The organism is Pedobacter foliorum, assembly GCF_013266735.1.
In the GTDB taxonomy this organism is placed as follows: domain Bacteria; phylum Bacteroidota; class Bacteroidia; order Sphingobacteriales; family Sphingobacteriaceae; genus Pedobacter; species Pedobacter foliorum.
This window is the reverse complement of sequence record NZ_JABSNU010000005.1, coordinates 172,281-192,821: the sequence shown is the minus strand read 5'-3', so window position 1 is coordinate 192,821 and position 20,541 is coordinate 172,281. Positions and strand designations below refer to the sequence as shown.

General features: G+C 39.3%; 17 protein-coding genes. 8 read left to right on the top strand and 9 right to left on the bottom strand.

Features of this window, described 5'->3' with window-relative positions; genetic code table 11:
• Positions 1 to 2: 2 nt before the first annotated feature.
• The 3 genes from HQN83_RS12510 to HQN83_RS12500 form a co-directional block, all read right to left on the bottom strand.
• On the bottom strand, positions 3 to 689 hold the full coding sequence (locus HQN83_RS12510; protein WP_173090687.1) for a PRC-barrel domain-containing protein: 687 nt from the start codon (positions 687 to 689) through the stop codon (positions 3 to 5).
• Positions 690 to 721: 32 nt separating this feature from the next.
• Positions 722 to 1,129, bottom strand: coding sequence for a hypothetical protein (locus tag HQN83_RS12505; RefSeq protein WP_173090686.1), 408 nt, complete (start codon positions 1,127 to 1,129; stop codon positions 722 to 724).
• 90 nt (positions 1,130 to 1,219) lie between these two features.
• Positions 1,220 to 1,855: a DUF6266 family protein gene (locus tag HQN83_RS12500; RefSeq protein ID WP_173090685.1), complete on the bottom strand. Its 636-nt coding sequence runs from the start codon at positions 1,853 to 1,855 to the stop codon at positions 1,220 to 1,222.
• Positions 1,856 to 2,456: 601 nt separating this feature from the next.
• Here HQN83_RS12500 and HQN83_RS12495 point away from each other — a divergent pair.
• Positions 2,457 to 4,946, top strand: a complete 2,490-nt coding sequence (locus HQN83_RS12495; RefSeq protein ID WP_173090684.1) for an alpha-L-rhamnosidase C-terminal domain-containing protein — start codon at positions 2,457 to 2,459, stop codon at positions 4,944 to 4,946.
• Positions 4,947 to 4,965: 19 nt separating this feature from the next.
• Here HQN83_RS12495 and HQN83_RS12490 read toward each other — a convergent pair whose 3' ends face one another.
• The 5 genes from HQN83_RS12490 to HQN83_RS12470 all read right to left on the bottom strand — a co-directional run bounded on the left by HQN83_RS12490 (position 4,966) and on the right by HQN83_RS12470 (position 9,564).
• On the bottom strand, positions 4,966 to 5,343 hold the full coding sequence (locus HQN83_RS12490) for a group III truncated hemoglobin (RefSeq protein ID WP_173090683.1): 378 nt from the start codon (positions 5,341 to 5,343) through the stop codon (positions 4,966 to 4,968).
• A gap of 80 nt (positions 5,344 to 5,423) precedes the next feature.
• The gene (hmpA, locus tag HQN83_RS12485) at positions 5,424 to 6,635 is read right to left on the bottom strand and encodes an NO-inducible flavohemoprotein (RefSeq protein ID WP_173090682.1); all 1,212 of its coding nucleotides are present in this window, start codon (positions 6,633 to 6,635) and stop codon (positions 5,424 to 5,426) included.
• Between the two features lie 54 nt (positions 6,636 to 6,689).
• Positions 6,690 to 7,157: an RrF2 family transcriptional regulator gene (locus HQN83_RS12480; protein ID WP_246254487.1), complete on the bottom strand. Its 468-nt coding sequence runs from the start codon at positions 7,155 to 7,157 to the stop codon at positions 6,690 to 6,692.
• Between the two features lie 57 nt (positions 7,158 to 7,214).
• Positions 7,215 to 8,306: a zinc-binding dehydrogenase gene (locus tag HQN83_RS12475; RefSeq protein ID WP_173090681.1), complete on the bottom strand. Its 1,092-nt coding sequence runs from the start codon at positions 8,304 to 8,306 to the stop codon at positions 7,215 to 7,217.
• Positions 8,257 to 9,564: a DUF5690 family protein gene (locus tag HQN83_RS12470; protein WP_173090680.1), complete on the bottom strand. Its 1,308-nt coding sequence runs from the start codon at positions 9,562 to 9,564 to the stop codon at positions 8,257 to 8,259. The genes HQN83_RS12475 and HQN83_RS12470 overlap by 50 nt, the downstream gene beginning before the upstream one ends.
• A 430-nt stretch (positions 9,565 to 9,994) precedes the next feature.
• Between HQN83_RS12470 and HQN83_RS12465 the strand changes: the two genes are divergently transcribed.
• The 7 genes from HQN83_RS12465 to HQN83_RS12435 all read left to right on the top strand — a co-directional run bounded on the left by HQN83_RS12465 (position 9,995) and on the right by HQN83_RS12435 (position 18,781).
• On the top strand, positions 9,995 to 10,441 hold the full coding sequence (locus HQN83_RS12465) for a DinB family protein (protein WP_173090679.1): 447 nt from the start codon (positions 9,995 to 9,997) through the stop codon (positions 10,439 to 10,441).
• A gap of 8 nt (positions 10,442 to 10,449) precedes the next feature.
• On the top strand, positions 10,450 to 10,617 hold the full coding sequence (locus HQN83_RS12460; RefSeq protein ID WP_173090678.1) for a hypothetical protein: 168 nt from the start codon (positions 10,450 to 10,452) through the stop codon (positions 10,615 to 10,617).
• A 71-nt stretch (positions 10,618 to 10,688) separates the two neighbouring features.
• Positions 10,689 to 11,279, top strand: a complete 591-nt coding sequence (locus HQN83_RS12455) for an RNA polymerase sigma factor (RefSeq protein WP_173090677.1) — start codon at positions 10,689 to 10,691, stop codon at positions 11,277 to 11,279.
• Positions 11,280 to 11,347: 68 nt separating this feature from the next.
• Positions 11,348 to 12,295: a FecR family protein gene (locus tag HQN83_RS12450; protein ID WP_173090676.1), complete on the top strand. Its 948-nt coding sequence runs from the start codon at positions 11,348 to 11,350 to the stop codon at positions 12,293 to 12,295.
• A 91-nt stretch (positions 12,296 to 12,386) separates the two neighbouring features.
• The gene (locus HQN83_RS12445) at positions 12,387 to 15,809 is read left to right on the top strand and encodes a SusC/RagA family TonB-linked outer membrane protein (RefSeq protein WP_173090675.1); all 3,423 of its coding nucleotides are present in this window, start codon (positions 12,387 to 12,389) and stop codon (positions 15,807 to 15,809) included.
• Between the two features lie 33 nt (positions 15,810 to 15,842).
• Positions 15,843 to 17,360 carry a SusD/RagB family nutrient-binding outer membrane lipoprotein gene (locus HQN83_RS12440; protein WP_173090674.1) on the top strand — a complete coding sequence of 506 codons (1,518 nt, stop codon included), beginning with the start codon at positions 15,843 to 15,845 and terminating at the stop codon, positions 17,358 to 17,360.
• Between the two features lie 23 nt (positions 17,361 to 17,383).
• Entirely contained in the window at positions 17,384 to 18,781 is a 1,398-nt protein-coding gene (locus HQN83_RS12435) for an alkaline phosphatase PhoX (protein ID WP_173090673.1), read from the top strand.
• Between the two features lie 49 nt (positions 18,782 to 18,830).
• On the opposite strand, the gene HQN83_RS12430 is transcribed toward HQN83_RS12435, so the two are convergent.
• Positions 18,831 to 20,507, bottom strand: coding sequence for a hypothetical protein (locus HQN83_RS12430; protein WP_173090672.1), 1,677 nt, complete (start codon positions 20,505 to 20,507; stop codon positions 18,831 to 18,833).
• Positions 20,508 to 20,541: the final 34 nt, after the last annotated feature.

The window sequence follows — 20,541 nt, the reverse complement described above, 5'->3', positions numbered from 1 at the left end:
TATTATTTATACTCCTGACTATTCTTAACATCCTCCAAAGAAATATCCACAGTAAATGATAAACTTTTCCAGTTAATCTCTTTTATCCATTCCGTAGAGATTTGCACCTTTTTACCAGCCAACCAACTGCCTGTATCCACCACTAGGGAAATAATTTTCAAGTGCCCATCAACTATTAAATCCACCGCCTCACCAACTTCGCCATCTTTAGCATGAATGCGATACCCTCTTATTTCACTAACGCTGCGCAGGTGTGGATCACCAGGTTCCTCTTCGTTGTGCACTGCGCCGATAGCTGTCTCAAATGGCACTCTGGATTCAACCATCCCCATCATACCCATATGTCCATAAAATCCGCCACCGGTAGGATCACCATAAGGCCATCCATAATAACTGTACAATTCCAGCTCATGCTGACGGGACACAGGTTTTTCAGTATCTATATCCGGACTATGTTTTATTTGGCTCTTACTGAGGTTAACCGGAAAACACCTGTTTCCCCAATCCGGTTCTTTTAAAGCTCCAGGCGAAACGAGCACTTTCCGCTCCATTAGCCAACCACCTGTCTTTACAATCAGATAACGTATTGTCCAAGTTTCATCATCAAAATAAAACTCATCAACTTTTCCGATTTCCCCATCGGTAGCACCCATGCTAAAACCAATGAGACTTTTAATATTGCGTTGCATGATACCATTATTTAAATATCTACTATCCTGACTTACATTTTACTGGCCAGAGTTCCAATAACGATTAAAACCAGCGTGATTATCAAAATCCAGAAAAAAATATTAAGAACTGATGTAGCAATAAATACTTCCTCTTCCTCCTCGTCGTGCGCATCGGCTTTTCGCTTTAAATTTCTCTTTCGTACAGGTGATTGTGGTGAGGCAGCAGCTAGTATCAGTGCTACAACAACGGCAGCAATTAATCCAGGCACCCAATAATATCCCCAAGCAGATGGCCCTCTTTGGACTGCCCATTCTCCCGCAGCAAAAGAGATAAAAAACATGAGTACAAAGAAAACCCAAAATCCTCCCCAGGGTCCAGTATTTCTAAATACCAGCCTGAAAATTGCCGTAAGCATAACAGCAACAAAAAGTGCGAATAAAACTCCAACAAATCCCATAACACCTATATTAAGCACATAGAATTGCTGATTATAAAACAATTGAGAATGTAATTGGTTGTCAAATTTCTGCCAGAATTAATTACATTCTTAAAGCGGATCTATTCTTCCTAAATAGATACTATTTGCAATTTTCTTCCTGTCAAATGAAGTAAGACTCACGTATACTTCCAACTGCATACCTACAAGCCTGGGGTCAAACTTAAAGGAACATTGCAGGTCTCTGCGAAGTGCCGCACCAACAAACCCATCGGAAATACCTAATTGAGGAGAATATACCACCAGCATCAGTTGATCATTATATACTGCCTTATTTCCCTGATTGGCTATCCAGTTAAGCTGTAGTGTATCTGGAGCACTAAGCGAGGCTTGCGAACTGTTTAAGCCAGGCAAATTGCCTAAAGCAAGTACCAACCGACTGTAATCTACTCCTAAATTAGGATAAACCCCGGTAATAGCCGTATAGTAATTTGCAGAATACGCAGCACTTATTGCCGTTTTTGCTTTAGCAAGATTCTGGAAACCAATGTTAATAAATGGATGAAAAGGCACCAATACTTCATTCATAAATTTCATTTTCTGCTCATTCTCAATCTGTAACTGAGATCGGGGTGCAGATTTTATTTTCTTTTTTGGAGCTCCACGCAAGTAAGCAATCCCTTTCCAAACACCGCCTACAACTGGACCGAGTCTTCCGGAAATAGGGCCGAAAATCCCTTTTCTCATTTTTGCCATTTTATTTATTTTTAATTGATTAATAAATTATTTATTTCTTCTTTTCACTTACGCGGATGCTAACAAAATCATCCGCAGGTTCTGATAAAACTAAGTTAAACATCCGGTTGACATAGGACTCTTATAGGACTTTTGTAGGACTAATAGTCCTACAAAAGTCCTATAAGAGTCCTACAAATCCCCCATTTTAGCCGTTTCAAAGTGCTGATCCGCTTAAATTCAAATATCCATCAGCACAAAACCATCACTGTTTTATTTCTTCGTTTAATAAATCAAATATGTTGATAATAAAAACAGACTGAGGAGCAATTCGAACCTTTTCGCGTATTTCATCGCATTACTACGGATTTCGTCAGATTCGTCGTTTTTTGTATGTTTTCTCGTAATGTGTACATATTTTATCAAAAAACAGGGCGACCAGTAAACCACTAACCACCAGAATTTAACTTAGCAATAGATTATCGGGACACGATGTGAATCTCACTTTAGAGATTTATATCAAAAAGTATAAATAACTGCAGCTTTACTGCAACGGAATTTCAATTTATACACTGTACTTTCGTTGTTCAACTAAAATATAACACCAGTTCAAATGGGGAAAGCTTATTTTGCACTTACTTTCTTGGTGCTTTTATCAATCGGCAACAATTCGGTACAAGCGCAAATTAAAGGCTATCCGCCAATAACAGCTACAAAAAATGGAACTATAAACCCATTTTCTCCCGATCCTATTATTAATTACACCTGGGCAAACCCAAAAGCAACTGATGGTTTGGAAAGCTACCAATTACACCCTGTGAACTATACTGTTTCAGACTCACGCAGTTTCAATACGGATGATTTTAAGAAAAACGAGGTTATTGTTGTGAATGGTGAAGGATATATCCGATTTGATTTCGGACAAACTAATGCAGGATGGGTCGAATTTGATAGCCCTGACCTTACCGGAAAAGTAGAAATGAGTATAAGCGAATACAATCAAACGCCTAACTATCCATCAAATTATCCGACAAAAACACTCACCCCTAAAAAGCTTGGTAATACATATCGTCTTGAATTAAACCCTGATTTATATGAGGGTGTACGATTTGCCTGGATCCATGTACGCTCATTTTCTAAAAGTTGGCGGATTACCGGGGTACGAGTAGTATGCCAAACCAGGCCTGTGAATTACAATGGAAGTTTCTCCTGCAGCGATACAACACTCACTCGCATATGGTATACCGGAGCTTACACAGTAAAGTTGAACCTACTCAAAGATTATTTAGGGGCAATTTTGATGAATCGTGGCGATAGATTTTCGTGGACCGGCGATGCCCATCCATCTCAGGCGGCCTCAATGGTAGCATTTGGAAATTATGATTTTGTAAAGAAAAATATTGATTATACCTCAACTCAGAGTAATGGTATCAGAAGTTATGCGCTTTATTGGGTACTAAGTTTAATTGACTATTATAAATACACTGGCGACACTGCAACACTGAAAAAGTATATAGATAACGCCTCAGCGAAGCTGGACGACGCTTATAAGGTTTATGGAACCAATCCCAATCTTGAGTTTTTCGGTTGGGATGAGCGGTTGGGATCCGGATTTGAACACCCCAATCTTCCGGAACCACAAAATGCTTACAAAATGGTATCCATACGTGCCTGGAAAGAATTTTCGGAGGTAATGAATGTTTATGGCCGGAAAGATTTGAGGGATAAATATCTTAGTTATGCTACTGAAAAAATTTCTGACTTGAAGAAAAATGCAGCATGGTATCAGGATTTCGGTCTTCACGCAGGTGCAGATGCAGTTTCAACCGGTTTTCTGAACAGTAACGAGAAAAAAGCAATTTATGAAAAGAGTTTTACCGACAAGGTAAATCGCATCTCCTATTCTCCTTTCAACCAATATTTTGTAATCCAGGCATTTGCTTTAATGAATAAATATGACGACGCATTAAGTTCTATACGTGACTTATGGGGTGGTCAGATTAAATACGGGGGCACTACTTTTTTCGAAGATTATCGTCCATCATGGAATGCGGTAGTTAGCAAAAATGGACCTGTACCCAATAACCAATGTGGCTTTACAAGCCTTTGTCACCCATGGGGTGCAGGGGCTACCAAATGGCTTAGTGAAGAGGTTCTTGGTATAAAACCAACATCACCTGGTTTCTCCACATTTGACATCCTTCCGCACCTTGGGCGAACACTAACAAATGTTTCAGGAAAAACACCAACTCCTCGGGGTGTAATCAGCGCAAGTTTTGATGTTTCTACAGGGTTAAGTAACGTATCAATACCTGTTGGAACCCTTGGTCGAATCGGTATTCCAAAAGTTGAAAAAACCATCATGAGCATTAAAATTAATGGTGTTTTAGCATGGAATGGTCGTTCTCGAGCTCTTCAGACTTTTGATGGCGCTAGCGAAGATGCGCAGTTCGTTTACTTTACAGGAGTTAAACCTGGAAACTACCAAATTGTAACTACTTACAAAGGTAAATCTCCCCGTTACTCCGAACTGGCCGAGGTATATCCTGCCAAATTCATCGGAATAGATTCTATAACCAGTGGAAATTGGGGAAAAGTATATGGAAAAGATGGTTACGTACTCTGCAATTATAATGGGGATGGAAAAGATAAAAAGTCACTCCCTTCATATGTCACCGGTGTCAATTACTATAAAGTAAAGGGAAACAGTTTACCCCTAAATGTGGTATGGAGAACTAATACGAACGATAGCAGAGCACTCTCGCCGGATGCTGCCAATAGCTTCCCTAGAACCGCTGCTTGTTTATTTGCTATGGATGCAGACCAGATTGGGTATACTTTTACTTCAACAATTGACATAAAGGGCACTAAGGACTTTAAAGTATCCCTTTACTTTGTTGATTGGGACAATAAGGGAAGAAAAATCGCAGTAGAAATGTTCGATGCAGCCAGCTCTAAACTGATTGCACCGGTAAAAATAGTGGAAAATTGCCTTGGTGGCGCTTACCTCACTTACTCTTATAACAAATCGGTAAAGTTCAGGATCAACATGGTGCGAGGCGATAATGCGGTATTAAGTGGAGTATTTTTTGATCCCAATTAACATGCACTGACTATTGACTTCAATCAGCTGAAATTCCTTTAGTTGCTTTCATAATTCTTGCGATACTTAATGCTCTGTTTTTTGCATTTTCGGCAATTACCCCAATAAACAATTCGTCTACTGTTTCGCTAAATAACTTAATCCATCGGTCGAAATGCTCATTTGAGAGTTTAAGTGGTAAATGCTTAGGTAAGGGAGCGCCAACGTATTTTCGGGTATATAAGAGTAAAGTTGACCAAAAATCAACCATAAGTTTAAGGTGAGTATCCCAATTCCCTTTAATGACAGCAGCAAAAATGGGGTCTAAAAGTTCATCATTTCTTACCTTGGTATAAAATTCGTTTACAAGCAATTCTACATCGGTTTCTGTATCTATATCTTTTCGTTGTTCTTCCATAATACTATAAATCTATTTCCTATCCTCTTTCTATACAGATGGAATCAAAGGTGTTGATTCCATCTGCTAGTATCAATAAATTAATTCAATTGAAGTAGGGCCGGGCCAAATTCTTCAAATAGAATTGATTCCTTTTCAATTCCTTTGGCAACAAGATCGTTGAATTGTTTTTGAATAAATGCTGAGGGCCCACATACATAATATCTCGTTCCAGAAAATTGGGGTAGTGAAGTTATTTTATTGATATCTAAAAATCCTTCCATCACGCCCTCACGTTTATCCATTGCGGTTGGACAATCATAAAAAATATGCTGGCTTACATTCTCATTTTCCTTTGTAATCTCATCTAACTCTTCTTTAAAAGCATGTACCTTACGGTTTCTGCATCCGTGCAACCAGGTAATAGTATGACCATAATCTTTATCTACAAGATTCTGCAACATACTCATCATAGGTGTTAATCCCACACCTCCGCTAATTAATACTACCGGAGCATCCAAATCCTCAGCCAATGTGAAGTTACCGGCAGGAGCGGTAAGGTCTATTTTATTTCCTTCCTGAATAAAATCGTGCAGGTAATTACTAATCTTACCATTGGCATCCAACAAAAGTCCTTTTTCTTTTTTTACGGAAATGCGATAATAATCGTTAATTGGCGTACTTGACACACTATACTGACGTGATTGATACAAACTTAACTCTGGCAAAAACACACGGATACTAATGTACTGACCCGGGATATGAGGCATTACTTTTCCTCCGTCGGCTGGGTACAAATAGAATGAAGTAATCTCTAAAGATTCAACAATTTTCTTTCCAACAAAAAACGGTCTCCAACCTGTCCAACCATCCTGTTGAGCGGCTTTTTGCTGATACAATTTTGTTTCATGCCCTGACATTAATGCTGCCAGCTGTTGATAAGCAGCTGTCCATGCATCTATGATATCAGGCGTTGCTGCCGCTCCCAAAACCTCCTGTATTGAAGCAATTAAATGACGTCCAACAATTTGATAGTGCTCAGGTCTGATGTCTAAACTTACGTGTTTATGTCCAATCCTATCCACAACAGGCATCAATACACCAGGATTTGCAATATTCTCTGCATAAGCCAACACAGCCATGGCTAAAGCGGTTTGTTGTTTCCCACTCTCCTGATTCCCCATATTGAACATATTTTTAAGTTCAGGGTTATGTGTAAACATTCTGTTGTAGAAGTAGGTGGTTAATAATACACCATTTTCCTTCAATACCGGTACCGTAGCGCTAATCAATTGTTTTTGTTCAATGTTCATAATAAATATATTAATACCTTTTTATCTTTTATTATTGCAAATTTTTTTTCTCTATTATTTCCTCAATTTAGTAATGCCCAAATTCAGACTTTCACTAAAATCAGCAATGGTTGTCTGCTCCAAAAGGTCTTTCAGCTGGTTACGGATGGCTTTAAATTCATTATGCAATGGGCAAGGATTTGTTTCAGAGCAATAAGCAAGCCCCAAGCCACAGCCCGTAAAAATACTGTTTCCATCTACTGCTTCTACAACCTCTGATAAAGGGCGTTTAAGACCACGCTCATCAATGTAAAAACCACCATTAGGTCCTTTCGCCGATTGTACTATACCTCTTCTACTTAAATCCTGTAAGATTTTGGCTAGAAAATGTTCAGGAGAATCAATACCATTAGCGATTTCTTTTATCCCCACCCTATTGCCAGAAGCCGTACGGTGCGCGATAAAAAAAACCGAGCGTATAGCATATTCACATGTTTTTGAAAAGACTCCCATAACCGTTGCAAAGCTACAGATATTTATCAAAAATAAAAGAGTTTTTAGTCTTTTATTAATTTTATTACCGAGTTATAATTGTAAAAACTACTTAATCTGGATGCCCACCCTTACAGGTTTATTTTCAATGGCAAACTGAAATGCTTCTTCTACATTATCCAATAGAAATTCTTTTTCAATGAGTTCGCTAAAAGGATACTTTGTATGTTCTTTCATTATAAAAGCAGTTGCATTTGTAAAATCTTGGTAGTTGTAGTTATGCAGGCCTTTTATTGTTAAAAGCTTGCGTACTATTTTTTGAGCATCCACCGGAACTGCATCTACCGGAGAAACAGCACCAATCCAGACAGCACAGCCGCCAAGAGCCAGCGAGTCAATACCTGTTTTCATGGCTTTTGGGCTCCCAGTCATATCAAATACAATATCGGCTTCTGGCCATGGCAGTATTGCATTAGTGTTTTCAGGAAATAAGTAAGTCTCGTCGGTTCCAAATTTTGGTCCCCAATGCAAGCGTGATAGGTCATTATCAACCAAACCTATCCATTTGGCCCCTGCCTCTCTGCACATGGCTACACATGATATACCCAGCAATCCTGCACCTACTATAAGTACCTTTTTCTCCATGATATCTCCTGCTATCCTTAGGGCCCCCATCACTGTTGAATGTGCGCAACTGATTGTAGCAGCTACTTTCAAAGGAACGTCTGTTGATATTTTCAAGAATGCTGTATTAGGTTTGAGTATACAGTAGTCGGCCATTCCGCCATTAAAAATATCTTGTTCAGTTGCCAGTGCATGACCATATTTAAATAGCTGTTCACTTTTTTGAGGCATATCAGCTCTTGGTGCCTCAACACCTTCAGGAACAGCAAAAACTGACCATACAATACGGTCCCCAATTTGTATCAACTCGCCATTTAAATCCTTTAACTCCTGTTCATCATCAAACCATAAAACCTCACCAACAATTTCGTGCCCCAACACTACCCGCTCAGCTTCTGCGCGATGGCCACAATAGGTATGTATGTCGCTTCCGCAGAGGGTAGTATAAAGATTTTTGACTAAAATTTCCTTTAAAGTGATACCGGTTACGTCCTTGTTGATTACCTCGAAAGGTTTTCCAGGCCCTTTAAACAGTATAGCTTTGCCCTGCGGATATTGTGGAAATTTGTTGCTCATTACTTTTTAGCTTATTTTTAAAATACAGATAACAAAATATAATCAGGAGAATACCAAAAATCCCCATACCGATGCTGATTTTTAGAAACAGATCGAAAATAGAATCGGATGCTGGCGCAAAGGACTTTAAAATCATCAGGCCAATATAACCTGTATAACCAACAGAATCAGCTATGTACATTAAAAATCCAACATTGGCTTTTTCACGAGTAATGGCTATAAGTCGCTCAAACATAATAGCGTGCACAGCTACATAAGGGATGTAAATTCCAAGCCCAATCAGCACCATAGAAATGAATTTGTCTGCACCATGATTTAAACCAGCTACAGCAAAAAGCAAAATCATAAACCCTGTAAGGCTTGTAAAGAGAGAGAAACTAAATGCTTTATAGTGATTGTGTATGAAAGCAGCAAAACCGCTTATAATGATAACACCAAATGATACTAACAATTCTGAGCGTGTAAACAAATCTGGGGTTTGCTCATAACCAAGTCCAGACCATATCTCTACAGCAAAATCAGCCCTTACACTCCTTAACAATGTAACAATCAGATAAACTAAAATAATCCCTATAAGTCCTGGTGCATATTTATTAAAGAATTTGCTCCTGTCCTCAGCTGTCATGGGTACTCTTGCTGATCGTAAAGCAATGTCCCTTGCCGAAGGAGCTGGTACGCAGGTTAGCATTGCAATAAATAACAATGTGGGTATCAAAAACACAAGGCCTGCCACAAAAGGCATCCACTGCTCGGTTACCCCAGATGCTAAAATATAAGCCCCAACAGATTTGGATACACCATCGGAAATGATAAAACTTGCACAAAGCCCCGCCACCATAAACTCAGTATGCTTACGGCCCTCCACGAAACCAAGTACCAAACCAAATATTACACCCAAAGACAGCCCGTTTAAAAACAGAAAAATTACATTAAATGGATTTGGCACTAATCCGAAGAGCAGTAACATTACCTCCGCAAATCCAATGAAGCCTAGAATTGCCTTTATCCGCTGATGAGATTTAATCTCTGACACAATTTTTATACCTAACCATTTCGCTAAAACATACCCTAAAGTTTGGGCAATAACCAGTAGAAATTTATAGCTCAAACCAAAAAGTGAAATTTCAGCGTAAGTAGCAGCAGTGTATGGCTTTCTGAAGCCATACATGCAAAAATAAGTGCCGAAAGCCGCTACCAGTGCCCAGGCTGGATTGGCAAATACTTTCTGTAATTTTTCAGTCTTTATAATTGATTGCATAACATGATAAACTAAATGTTTAGCAAAACTAAACATTATTTATCTCCAGTTACGTTCAGTAAATGTTAAGCTTTTATTAATATTAGTACTCCTTACTTTTTATACTCAACATCTTAACTTCATATAAAAGCAAAGACACTACAACTTGTTTATCAACATAATAAAAACTAAACAAAGAACACAGGTGCAATTACTATTATGTCAGTCGGCGGCAAGTACAACAACATATCGCTTTACAGAAATCAGATTAAAATCACACACAAGTATACATATACTTAACCAACAAAAGCTACAGTTTAAACTGTAAGGTCATGTAATACGTTCTGGGATCGGAAGGTAAGGCACCAAGGGCCGGATCACCATAGCTGTTCTTAGTATAAAACCACAATGTTTCGATTGAATTCCTTTAACTTAGATAAAAAAAGCTGCTATGTTAAATAAATTCTGTCAATACAATAACTGGGCAAACTCACTCTTTTTAAACACGCTGACCGACAATTCAGCTTTAGTTCCAGAATCCTCCATTTTGCTGTTTAGCCATATCGTAAATGCACAAACAAGATGGATTTCCAGAATTAATGGTGCCATCCCTTCCTTTGGTGTTTGGCAATTACATGAACTGGAAACATGCAGAGTCCTGCTTGAGGAAAGCGCCAATAGCTTACTACAGCTAGAACAGATGAAAAACATTGACACGCGGGTTATTAAATACTCCACTACAACGGGTGTCAATTTTGAAACCAGTGTTGCAGATATATTATTGCACACATTCAATCATGGCACTTACCATCGCGCGCAGATAGCCAAAGAATTGAAGCAGCATAGTATTCAACCTCCGAGTACAGATTACGTTCAGTTTGTAAGATTACACCCCTAGGACCTGCAATGGAATCAGCTGCTCCACTAAGTACTCAAGACTTTAACGAAGGTAAGAGTAAACCATTCGGTTCTTCCGACATTCGTTTTGTAACCAAAGGAAAAGCCCTCTCCTTTAAGCAGACAGAAGCAGAAATATTGTTTAACCATCAATTTATTGGTTCTGGCTTTACGTGAATAGGAAATGAAGGTAATTTTAAGTTGATTTTGGCTTAACATGAGTCCTTTAAATTTGAAACATTATTCGCATGAAGAATTTATCAGACAGCCAGTTATTAGCCTACGTCAATCAAGATCATGTGCTCGCCTTCGAAGTGCTGTTTGACAGACATTGGGATAAGCTCTACAGAATTGCCCTGTCGAGAGTCCAAGATACCGATGACGCACAGGATATTTTGCAGGAGGTCTTCATCAGCATATGGAACCGTAGAAACAGCATTGTTATAAAGACTTCATTTGAGGGTTACCTAACAGGGGCACTTAAGTTTGCAGTGATCAGCCACCTGCGTTCACAAAAAGCCAAACAGCATCAGCTTGAAGAAGCTATGCAGCGCATAAATATCCTGGAAACAACAGTAGATGATCTTTCTAACTACTATTTACTGGAAAAAACATTGGAAGAAGCAGTAAATGCTATGCCGCAAATGCTAAAACAGGTTTACCTGCTGAGAAGCGATAATCTTTCAGTAAAGGAAATTGCAGATAAGTTGGGTCTCGCAGACCAAACCGTTAAAAATTACATAACAGAAGTGCTGAGAAGACTAAAAATTGTGATCTCCCGTAAATATCCTGAGGAATACCTTGGAATCATTGCTGCTATTTACGCACTCATTAATTAACATAAACTTGATCTTAATTTTAAGTACCATTTAGGCTTTTTTGCGACTCCATTGTAAGAACCCCTATAATGGACTACAACAAATTCAATAAACTATTAGATCGATATCTGAACGGTGAAGCCAACGAAACCGAGAATGCGGTTGTTAATGCCTGGTATAAATCTTATGAATCTAATGAACACCTGATCGGCATTGATAAAAATGAGAATGAGAATTCCAAAAAACTGGTTAAGGCACGTTTAAGAACCCAAATCCGACCGGTAAAAAGAATAAATTTCAAAAGAATCAGACAGTATGGCATTGCGGCCAGTATCCTCATCTGCTGTACCCTAGGATTACTTTATTTTGTTCAATCACAAAAAAACGAAAGGTTACCCTCTTATTCAAGAATCAGTACTGAAATAGGTCGAATCAAGAAAGTTACACTTTCAGACAATTCCGTAATCTGGCTCAATGCAGCAACTAAGATCAGAGTCCCAACTAAATTCACAGGCATATCACGAGAAGTTTATCTTGATGAAGGAGAAGTTTTCTTTAATGTAGCTAAAAACCCTAACCGTCCATTTATTGTCCATACCGGAAAAATAAATATCCGGGTTCTCGGAACCAGTTTCAATGTCAGATCCTACCCTACTATTAAGGATCAAAAAGTTCAGGTAGCAACCGGATTGGTACAGGTTAGTGATAAAAACAAGATTTTAGGGTTACTCAGACCCGGACAACAATTATCCTACAATACTCTAAATGGGCTAAGCAATATTGATTCCATAAATACCAAACGAATGGCATGGAACAATGGAAATGTATATATGGACCAGGTTTCCTTTTCTGAGCTAGCTCTTATTGTTCATAACACCTACGGACTTCATTTAAGTGCCAACTCAAACAAGGTTAAAGAATACCGTTTTACACTTAAACTGAGCCATAGTCAACCTATAGAAAGCATTTTAAAAGCTATTAGTATGATTCACAATACGCATTACAGAAAGGAGGGCAACGACATTATAATTTACTAAAAAACCGGATTGCTCTAACAACCCGGTTCATTCAAGTCATAAGGCTTAATTGTTACTCAGCTCATCTTTAATTTACCAAGCAATCAAAAATATGAAAATTTCACTACTGTTTTCAATGCAAACTATGCGAACTACAGTTTTATCATTTATACTCATCACAACGGGTTTATTTTCCGTTCAGGCCAACACTGCCGATGCACAGGCAATGGAGGAGCGTATCAACGTAGAATTTAAACAAGAAACACTATTATCCGCCATCAAAAAACTGGAATCAAAGAGCAGTGCCATCTTCGCCTATGATCAGGAATATCTAGGGCTAAAGAACAAAACAGTTAAAGATATCCTCTTTAAAAACGAACGGATGGCAGTTATACTTGAATTCCTGCTTAAAGAATATAGCATTAGCTACCAGCAGCAAGCAGGAAACATTCTGCTTAACAAAAAAGTGAAACTGGTTACTATAACCGGTAAAGTCACTGATGAAAAAGGAGAACCCCTCCCAGGAGTTTCTGTATCCGTAAAGGGAAAACAGCTTCAAGCCAGCTCCAATTCGCAAGGCAATTACTCTTTGCAGGTTCCAGACCTTAATCTAACTCTGGTTTTCCATTTTATAGGGTACCTCCGTCAGGAAATTAAGCCAACCTCAGGAACCATAATAAATATCAGTATGCAACCTGATATTCAAGCCTTAAATGAGGTTGTGGTTACCGCACTTAATATCGAAAAAAGCGAGAGAAGCTTAGGCTATTCGATTGCCAGATTAGATGGATCCAAGGTAAACACGGTACAAACACCAAACCTTATTAATGCACTTTCTGGTAAAGTAGCAGGCGTAGATATAGGAAATACAGCTAATGGTGTTGCCGGAAGTAAGAGAGTGGTTATACGTGGTGCATCTTCTTTAACCGGAAATAACCAACCACTCTGGATAGTTGATGGTATCCCGATTAATACAACCAGCCTTGGTGGATTAGCTTCAAATACACCTGAGGGTGGAATTGACTATGGAGATGGATTAACTGGCATTAATCCTGACGATATCCAAAGTATTAGTGTACTTAAAGGAAATGCGGCAGCTGCACTTTATGGCTCAAGGGCATCTAATGGAGTGATTCTGATCACCACAAAAAGTGGAAAATCAGCTAAAGGGAAAATGAACATAGATTTCAGTTCATCTTTGCTGGTTGACCGATTGATAAATCATGCCAATTTTCAAAACGTATATGGCCAAAGTGCCATCAACCAACCTAATGCAACCGATCTCCCGACAAGTGCCGACAATGCGAAAGGGTCGGATAACTGGGGTCATAAACTGGATGGAACTCCAACAGTACAATTTGATGGTGTAATCAGGCCGTTCAGCGCTGTAAAGGATAATTATGAGCGTTTCTTTACTACCGGAAGCACCATCAATAATACAATAGCCTTATCTGGGAGCAGCGAAAATCAGGATTATAGGGTATCGCTTTCCGACCTCAGGAATACAGATATTGTTCCTAATGCAAATTTTGCCCGCAGTAGCATCAATACCAAAGCACATTCAAAATTCGGAAAATTAGATGTTGATATTGTATTGAACTACATCTATGAAAAGGCAAATAACAGACCGTACATCGGTGGTAATCATGACAATCAGTTCTATTCCCTGCTATATTTACCAAATAGCCTAGATATTGAATCGTTAAAACCGGGATATGATGCTAATGGACGAGAGCTTCTTTATACCCAGGGAGTATCTAACCCTTATTACATTGTTAATAAAGAAAAGGAATTTGATACCAGAGGAAGACTCACCGGATCAATAAGTCTTAAATACCAGTTTACGAACTGGCTATACACAAGGGGCAGATTTACCCGTGACAATTCATTGGCGAAAAGATTCCAGTATATCCCGGATGGAAATGCTTCTTCAAGCTTCCCTTACAATTCACCCAGCAATATTGGAGGTATACTTAACCAGCGCGCAATCGACAATGCGGAGAATAATTATGAACTTCTTATCGGTGTAGATCCAAAACTGAAAGGTCATTTTACCGTTAATGGGTTTATTGGAGGTAATATCAACTGGAGAACAGGTTCACAAGTAATTACATCCGGAAATACCTTTACCGTTCCTGGAGTTTACACCTTTAATAACCTGACAACCAAACTCCCTTCGACTTCTGAAAGCAGACAACGAACCAACTCTCTTTTTGGTAATGTGGAATTTGCCTATAAACAATATTTATACCTGACACTAACCGGAAGGAACGATTGGTTTTCGACCCTACCTATGAGCAATAATAACCTGTTCTATCCATCAGCAGCTTTATCATTTGTCTTTACAGACGCGATAAAATTTCCAGATGCAATTTCTTATGGCAAACTGAGACTTTCTACTGCTCAGGTTAGTGGTGATACCGACCCCTATCAGTTAGATCTGAGTTATGCACTTGATGCATTACAATACAACAGTACCGTTCCGCTTCAAACTGTAGCTACCAGTAACATTCCGAACAGATTCTTAAAACCACTTTTATCAAAGGATTATGAAATCGGCATGGAGATGGATTTTCTATCTGGACGAATTGGATTTGACATTGCCTATTATAAGCGCCAGATCAAAGATGATATTGTTCAAACTGCAGTATCTAGCGCAACCACCTATTCTACAGCTGTACTCAACGTTGGAAAAATGCAAAACAGCGGAATAGAAATATTACTGAGAGGAATGCCAGTGAAATCAGGGGACTTTACCTGGGACATGACTGCTACCTTTTCTAAAAATGACAATAAAGTAATTGCCCTGGGAAATGGTGTACAGGGTGCACCTATTCAATTGGCAACCTCCAAAAGTGGCAATGCTTCCATCCAGCTGGAAGAAGGAAGGCGTTATGCTGCCATTTATGGCTTCACTTACATGCGTGACGATCAGGGACGCAAAGTACTAGATAGTCGTGGCTTCCCACTTGCAAGCCCAAAGGCAGGATTTCTGGGTTACGGCACTTACGACAAGCTGCTAGGTTTCAGCAACACTTTCACTTATAAAAACATTTCCCTATATACACTTGTAGACGGCAAATTCGGTGCTGTGATTTATTCTGAAACTAATGCCACAGCTTATAAAAATGGCAAACACAAAGCCACGCTGATTGGCCGTGAAGACGGAATACTGGCTGAAGGTGTAAACCAACAAGGGCAACAAAATACAGTCAGAGTACCGGCGGCTAACATTAATTCCTACTACAATCAGGTTGGTTCCATATCTGAACAATTCATTTACGATGCGAGCTTTTTAAAACTTAGAGAGGTGGCATTAAGGTATAAATTCCCTGATAAAACCTTTAGCAAGATCGGAATCAACAGTGCTTCGGTTTCATTGGTAGCCAGAAATCTTTTTACCATCTACAAAGACAAAAATTTAGATAATGTTGATCCCGAGAGTAATGTAGCCAGCAACAACCAACAGGGAATAGAAAGAATGGTTTACCCGGCAACCAGAAATCTGGGGCTTACCTTAAAGTTTGGATTATAGTCATTATCAATCAGGTATAAAATGAAAATTATCATGACAAAAAATATTAGAAATTGCAGTTTAACCATTTTTACATTTATCGCATTCCTATTTTCGGCATGCGACAAAGGCTTTGAAGACATCAATAAAAGTGTTGATTTTGTATCCACTCCTAACCTGGATTATGAATTACCTTACGTTCAGCTTACTATGCTTGACAAAAACTATTATACTCATGCTTATTATGCAGGGGCTTATTCTAGTCAACTCAACACTAATAAAGATTTTCCTTCAATTACAGCATATAAAGACGCAGAAATGTCGGAGCATTTTGTATGGATCTATAAAAACCCTTTAAAAACAGTGCTTGATTTAATTGATCATGCAAAATCAGATCCGGCAAAAGTGAATTATCTGAGTATGGGCAGAATTCTGAAGGCGTATTTGTTTCATCACCTTACTGATTCTTATGGTGATATTCCCTATTTCCAGGCAGGGAAAGGATATACCGATCAGATTATGACCCCTGAATATGATACCCAGCAAGCCATTTACCAGGATATGTTTAAAGAACTTAATGAGGCGGCAACCGCTTTTGATAGCAAAAAAGATATTCCCACTGCATCGGACATCGTCTATAAAGGAAATCTCGAAAAGTGGAAAAGGTTCGCCTACAGCTTGATGCTCAGACTAGGTTTACGCATTATGGAAGTTGATCCGATAAATGGAAAGAAATGGATAGAAACTGCAATAGCCGGAGGCATAATGAATTCGAACGAAGATAGCTTTGTTGTTAGTTATACTTCCCAGCGCGCAGGAACAGGGACTACTTCTAATGGCGTTCCTCACATCTTTATTAGTTCTAGCTATATTGCCACCTACAGGCTCGCGGCACCATTTGTTGATTCATTAAAAAATCACAATGATCCACGTACTCTGGTTTATTGTATGAGGCTTACCGCCCCTTTTAGTTCCTACCATGATGGAGACCATACTTTTGCCAATCAGCAGGGCTATCCACAATTTAGCAGCATTGCCGAATCAAGAAACAACTTTTCAGTTTCCAATATCAAAACTTTCGGGAGGTATGATGCCCCTTATGTACACCTGAGCTATGCACAGGTAAAGTTCCAACTTGCCGAATGCATACTTCGGGGAATTGTAACTGGAAACCCAGTAGCTGTAAAAAGCAATTATGAGGAAGGTGTTAGGGCAGCGATGAGTCAGCTCGCCATTTATGGAAATAATGGGGTAATCACAACCGAGCAGCAAAATGAATATTTAAAAAACAATCCCTTCAACCCTGCTAGAGGATTAGAAATGATCAATACACAATACTGGATTGAAACACATTACAACTGGTACGAAAGCTGGGCAAACATGCGTAGAAGTGGCTATCCGGATACCTATAGCAAACTTGACCTTAGCCTAAGTGGAAATCTAGGTGCAGAATTGCCAAGAAGGTTATTCTATCCGCGTGCAGAGTACACCGCTAATCCAGGCATTCAAAAAGCAATAGAAAGACAAGGTCCAGATTTAACTAGTACGAGAATCTGGTGGAACAAGAAATAATTTTAACAGTAAAAAAGAAGATAATGACAAATTCAAGAAGAGATTTCATCAAACATACAGGCTTAGTTAGCCTTGGTTTCTTGGGACTAAACCGCTTCGCAGCCAATGCTGCATTCCTTGATCCTATAAGTACAAGAGGCCTTGGTTTTGGACCCCTTGTGCATAAAAGTGGCGATTTACTTAGTCTGCCAAAAGGGTTTTCAGCAAAGGTGATTTCAAAAAAGGGAGACCTCATGAACGATGGATTCTTTTCTCCTGGAAATCATGATGGCATGGGCGTTTTTAAATGGAAAAACGATAAAGTAATGCTCATCAGGAATCATGAGCTTACCCCGGGATCAGATGGTTCAGGTGCTTTCGGAGCTGACAACAAACTACTTCATAAAGCAAACCAAAACCATATATATGATACTGGAAAAGGAGAAAGATTATGTGTCGGCGGAACCACAACTATGGTTTATGATGAGAAAAAGCAACAAATCGAATTGGAATACCTTAGTCTTACCGGAACAATCAGGAACTGCGCGGGAGGTATTACACCGTGGAATTCCTGGATTACTTGCGAGGAAACAGAATTAGGGATAGGCGATGAGGATGGTTTTTTAGAAAAAGACCATGGATACAACTTCGAGGTTTTCGCCAGCGATAAGATTGTCCTTACCCCCGCCATTCCGATTAAACCAATGGGACGCTTTGTTCATGAAGCAGTAGCAGTACATCCTACTGCCGGAATTGTCTACCAAACTGAAGACAGCGGTACAGGGGTATTTTACAGATACCTACCAAATGTGTTTGGCGAACTGCACAAAGGAGGTAAACTGCAGGCTCTTGTAATTTCCGAATGGAAAAGTGCCGATACCCGGAATTACAAAGACTTAAAGACTGACCGTTTTCCTGAAAAAAAATCATTCAAAACAGAATGGATTGATCTTGACAACGTGGATGCTCCGGAAAATGACCTAAGACTACGTGCTTATCAACAAGGAGCTGCAAGATTTTCTGCTGCTGAGGGAATTTGGTACGGCAATAATGAATTATTCTTTGCCTGTACATCCGGTGGTCGAAACAGTAAAGGACAAATATTTAGATATACCCCGAGTGAATACGAGGGACAACCTATGGAAAAAGATCACCCCGGTACATTGGAGCTATTTCTTGAACCTAACGACATCAACACTTTCCAAAATTGTGACAACCTTACTATTGCCCCCTGGGGAGATGTGATCATATGTGAAGATAAGGAAGACGCAAGAATAATAGGTATTACTCCACAAGGAAAAACCTATGTAATTGCACAGAATATTGGCCTGCGCGAGTCTGAATTTGCTGGTCCAGTCTTTTCTCCATCTGGTAAAACTTTATTTGTAAATATCCAGTCACCTGGTTTAACCTTGGCGATTACCGGTCCCTGGAAATCTTAAGACAATAAGGGCGTCTAAAAGGCTTTGCTTTTTGGACGCCCTTATTTATTTAATACTTCCCTGCGTTTAATGTACTTTCGGGCAACACATATTTTCTATTGACTTTATCCAGTACTACGTACAATGAGTCATTATTTTCATTTACCCCCTCGAGAGTAACTTTGTTTCCGTCAGTAGTGTGGTATTTCAGAATCATCTTCGGTCGGTTTGCCCTCCGTTCAGGACGGGCGAATTCGCGATCTCTTCTGGTAGACCATGCCTGCTTGGCAATCATCCTGTTTTCATCTCCAATATTCTTCCAGGCGGCATCACTGATCCAATTGTCTGACTTTTTGTTTTTAGAACGCAATTGAATAGCATCTGTACCTGCCCGCTCTTTTCGACCTCTTGCAGCCATCACATTTTTATCCTGCAGGTACAATATTCTTTGCACAGTATCCGCATAATAATGAAAAGCACGCTGTCCTCCTGCAGTGCCTGCAATCTCGAAAGTTCGCTGAACATCCCGCATAGGACTACCACCACCATTGGAAGGATCGATCACCACAGGTTTGTTCACCCTAAAGGTAAGTGTGGTCCATTTTTCGAAAGTAGCTTCCTTCCACCTTGTAGTATCTACAGGAGAATACGGAATAACCTTTCCGTTAATTCTGAATTCTGTTACCTGATAATTTCCCCTTAAGATTTTAACTCCGGCTGTTGAAGGCTGCTTATAAGGATCATATTTAAAATTATTGACCTCAGTATAAGTGAGAATTCCGAAGAAGATAAGAATAGCCAATCCTTTTAAAAAGATCCTGCTGTATTTATAAACAGGCCGACTATAATCCGGATAATAAGAAACCGGAACAGTATAGCGTTCCAATATCAACAGGTTATACAGTCTTGGCACATCCGCAGCAATCACAAAGGAACCGAGTAATACGAAGTAAAATGCGTAAACGTGTACCCCACCATCGTATGCGTAGTTGACAAAGGTAATGTCTCCAAGTGCACCTATCAACAGGATAGCACCAAATGTGGCCGTCTTCCTAAAGAACAACAACAAACCAGCCGCAATCTCTACCACTCCGCCAAATACCTGATACCAGGGTACAATCCCTACAGACAACCAATAGATTTTTTGAGCAGTAAAGTCTCCAAAATCAGTATTTAATAGGCCTAAAGAAGGAAAAGGCATCTGCGTTGGGAATAATTTGGTGAAACCAAAACCAATGATACCAATTGCTGCCCTGAAACGAACAATAACTGTAAGCCAGTAATAAAGCACATTATAGGATGGTCTTTTACGATCCAAGATTGTCCATATCAATCCTACTACAACTGCAATGGCCAAAGCATTACCCCAGGCACTGAAATCACTTAGCCAGCTTCTCTTTTTCTGAGGTCCATCTTCGTTTCCAACATTAGGCTGCTGATCTCTGGCAGCTTTGTTCCGCTTTACTTTTCCCCCTTTATTATTGCTTTCCTGCACTTCTCCATCGGCCACGTTCTGACGCCCGGAACTGAAAAGCACGGGTGGCACATTTGTACCATAACGGGCAATATCATATATATCTCGGTAATGAGGATTTAACCAATCAATAGCAAATAAATTTTTATACCAACTGCCACTTAATGGAATGGATACCAATATGAAAAATACAAAAGCGATGCGGAATGCAATTTTCTTTACAGTAGACCATTGGGCTGATGGCACCCCGGGATTATTTTCTGTACTAGCCATATTAAACTATTTTAAAATATACTTTTATCATTTT

Coding starts and splice junctions, on each gene's coding strand:
- HQN83_RS12465 (WP_173090679.1), top strand. CDS start 9,995: ATGTTAAATAAATTCTGTCAATACAATAACTGGGCAAACTCACTCTTT.
- HQN83_RS12475 (WP_173090681.1), bottom strand. CDS start 8,306: ATGAGCAACAAATTTCCACAATATCCGCAGGGCAAAGCTATACTGTTT.
- HQN83_RS12495 (WP_173090684.1), top strand. CDS start 2,457: ATGGGGAAAGCTTATTTTGCACTTACTTTCTTGGTGCTTTTATCAATC.
- HQN83_RS12470 (WP_173090680.1), bottom strand. CDS start 9,564: ATGCAATCAATTATAAAGACTGAAAAATTACAGAAAGTATTTGCCAAT.
- HQN83_RS12430 (WP_173090672.1), bottom strand. CDS start 20,507: ATGGCTAGTACAGAAAATAATCCCGGGGTGCCATCAGCCCAATGGTCT.
- HQN83_RS12500 (WP_173090685.1), bottom strand. CDS start 1,855: ATGAGAAAAGGGATTTTCGGCCCTATTTCCGGAAGACTCGGTCCAGTT.
- HQN83_RS12450 (WP_173090676.1), top strand. CDS start 11,348: ATGGACTACAACAAATTCAATAAACTATTAGATCGATATCTGAACGGT.
- HQN83_RS12445 (WP_173090675.1), top strand. CDS start 12,387: ATGAAAATTTCACTACTGTTTTCAATGCAAACTATGCGAACTACAGTT.
- hmpA (WP_173090682.1), bottom strand. CDS start 6,635: ATGAACATTGAACAAAAACAATTGATTAGCGCTACGGTACCGGTATTG.
- HQN83_RS12490 (WP_173090683.1), bottom strand. CDS start 5,343: ATGGAAGAACAACGAAAAGATATAGATACAGAAACCGATGTAGAATTG.
- HQN83_RS12505 (WP_173090686.1), bottom strand. CDS start 1,129: ATGGGATTTGTTGGAGTTTTATTCGCACTTTTTGTTGCTGTTATGCTT.
- HQN83_RS12440 (WP_173090674.1), top strand. CDS start 15,843: ATGACAAAAAATATTAGAAATTGCAGTTTAACCATTTTTACATTTATC.
- HQN83_RS12455 (WP_173090677.1), top strand. CDS start 10,689: ATGAAGAATTTATCAGACAGCCAGTTATTAGCCTACGTCAATCAAGAT.
- HQN83_RS12510 (WP_173090687.1), bottom strand. CDS start 689: ATGCAACGCAATATTAAAAGTCTCATTGGTTTTAGCATGGGTGCTACC.
- HQN83_RS12435 (WP_173090673.1), top strand. CDS start 17,384: ATGACAAATTCAAGAAGAGATTTCATCAAACATACAGGCTTAGTTAGC.
- HQN83_RS12460 (WP_173090678.1), top strand. CDS start 10,450: ATGGAATCAGCTGCTCCACTAAGTACTCAAGACTTTAACGAAGGTAAG.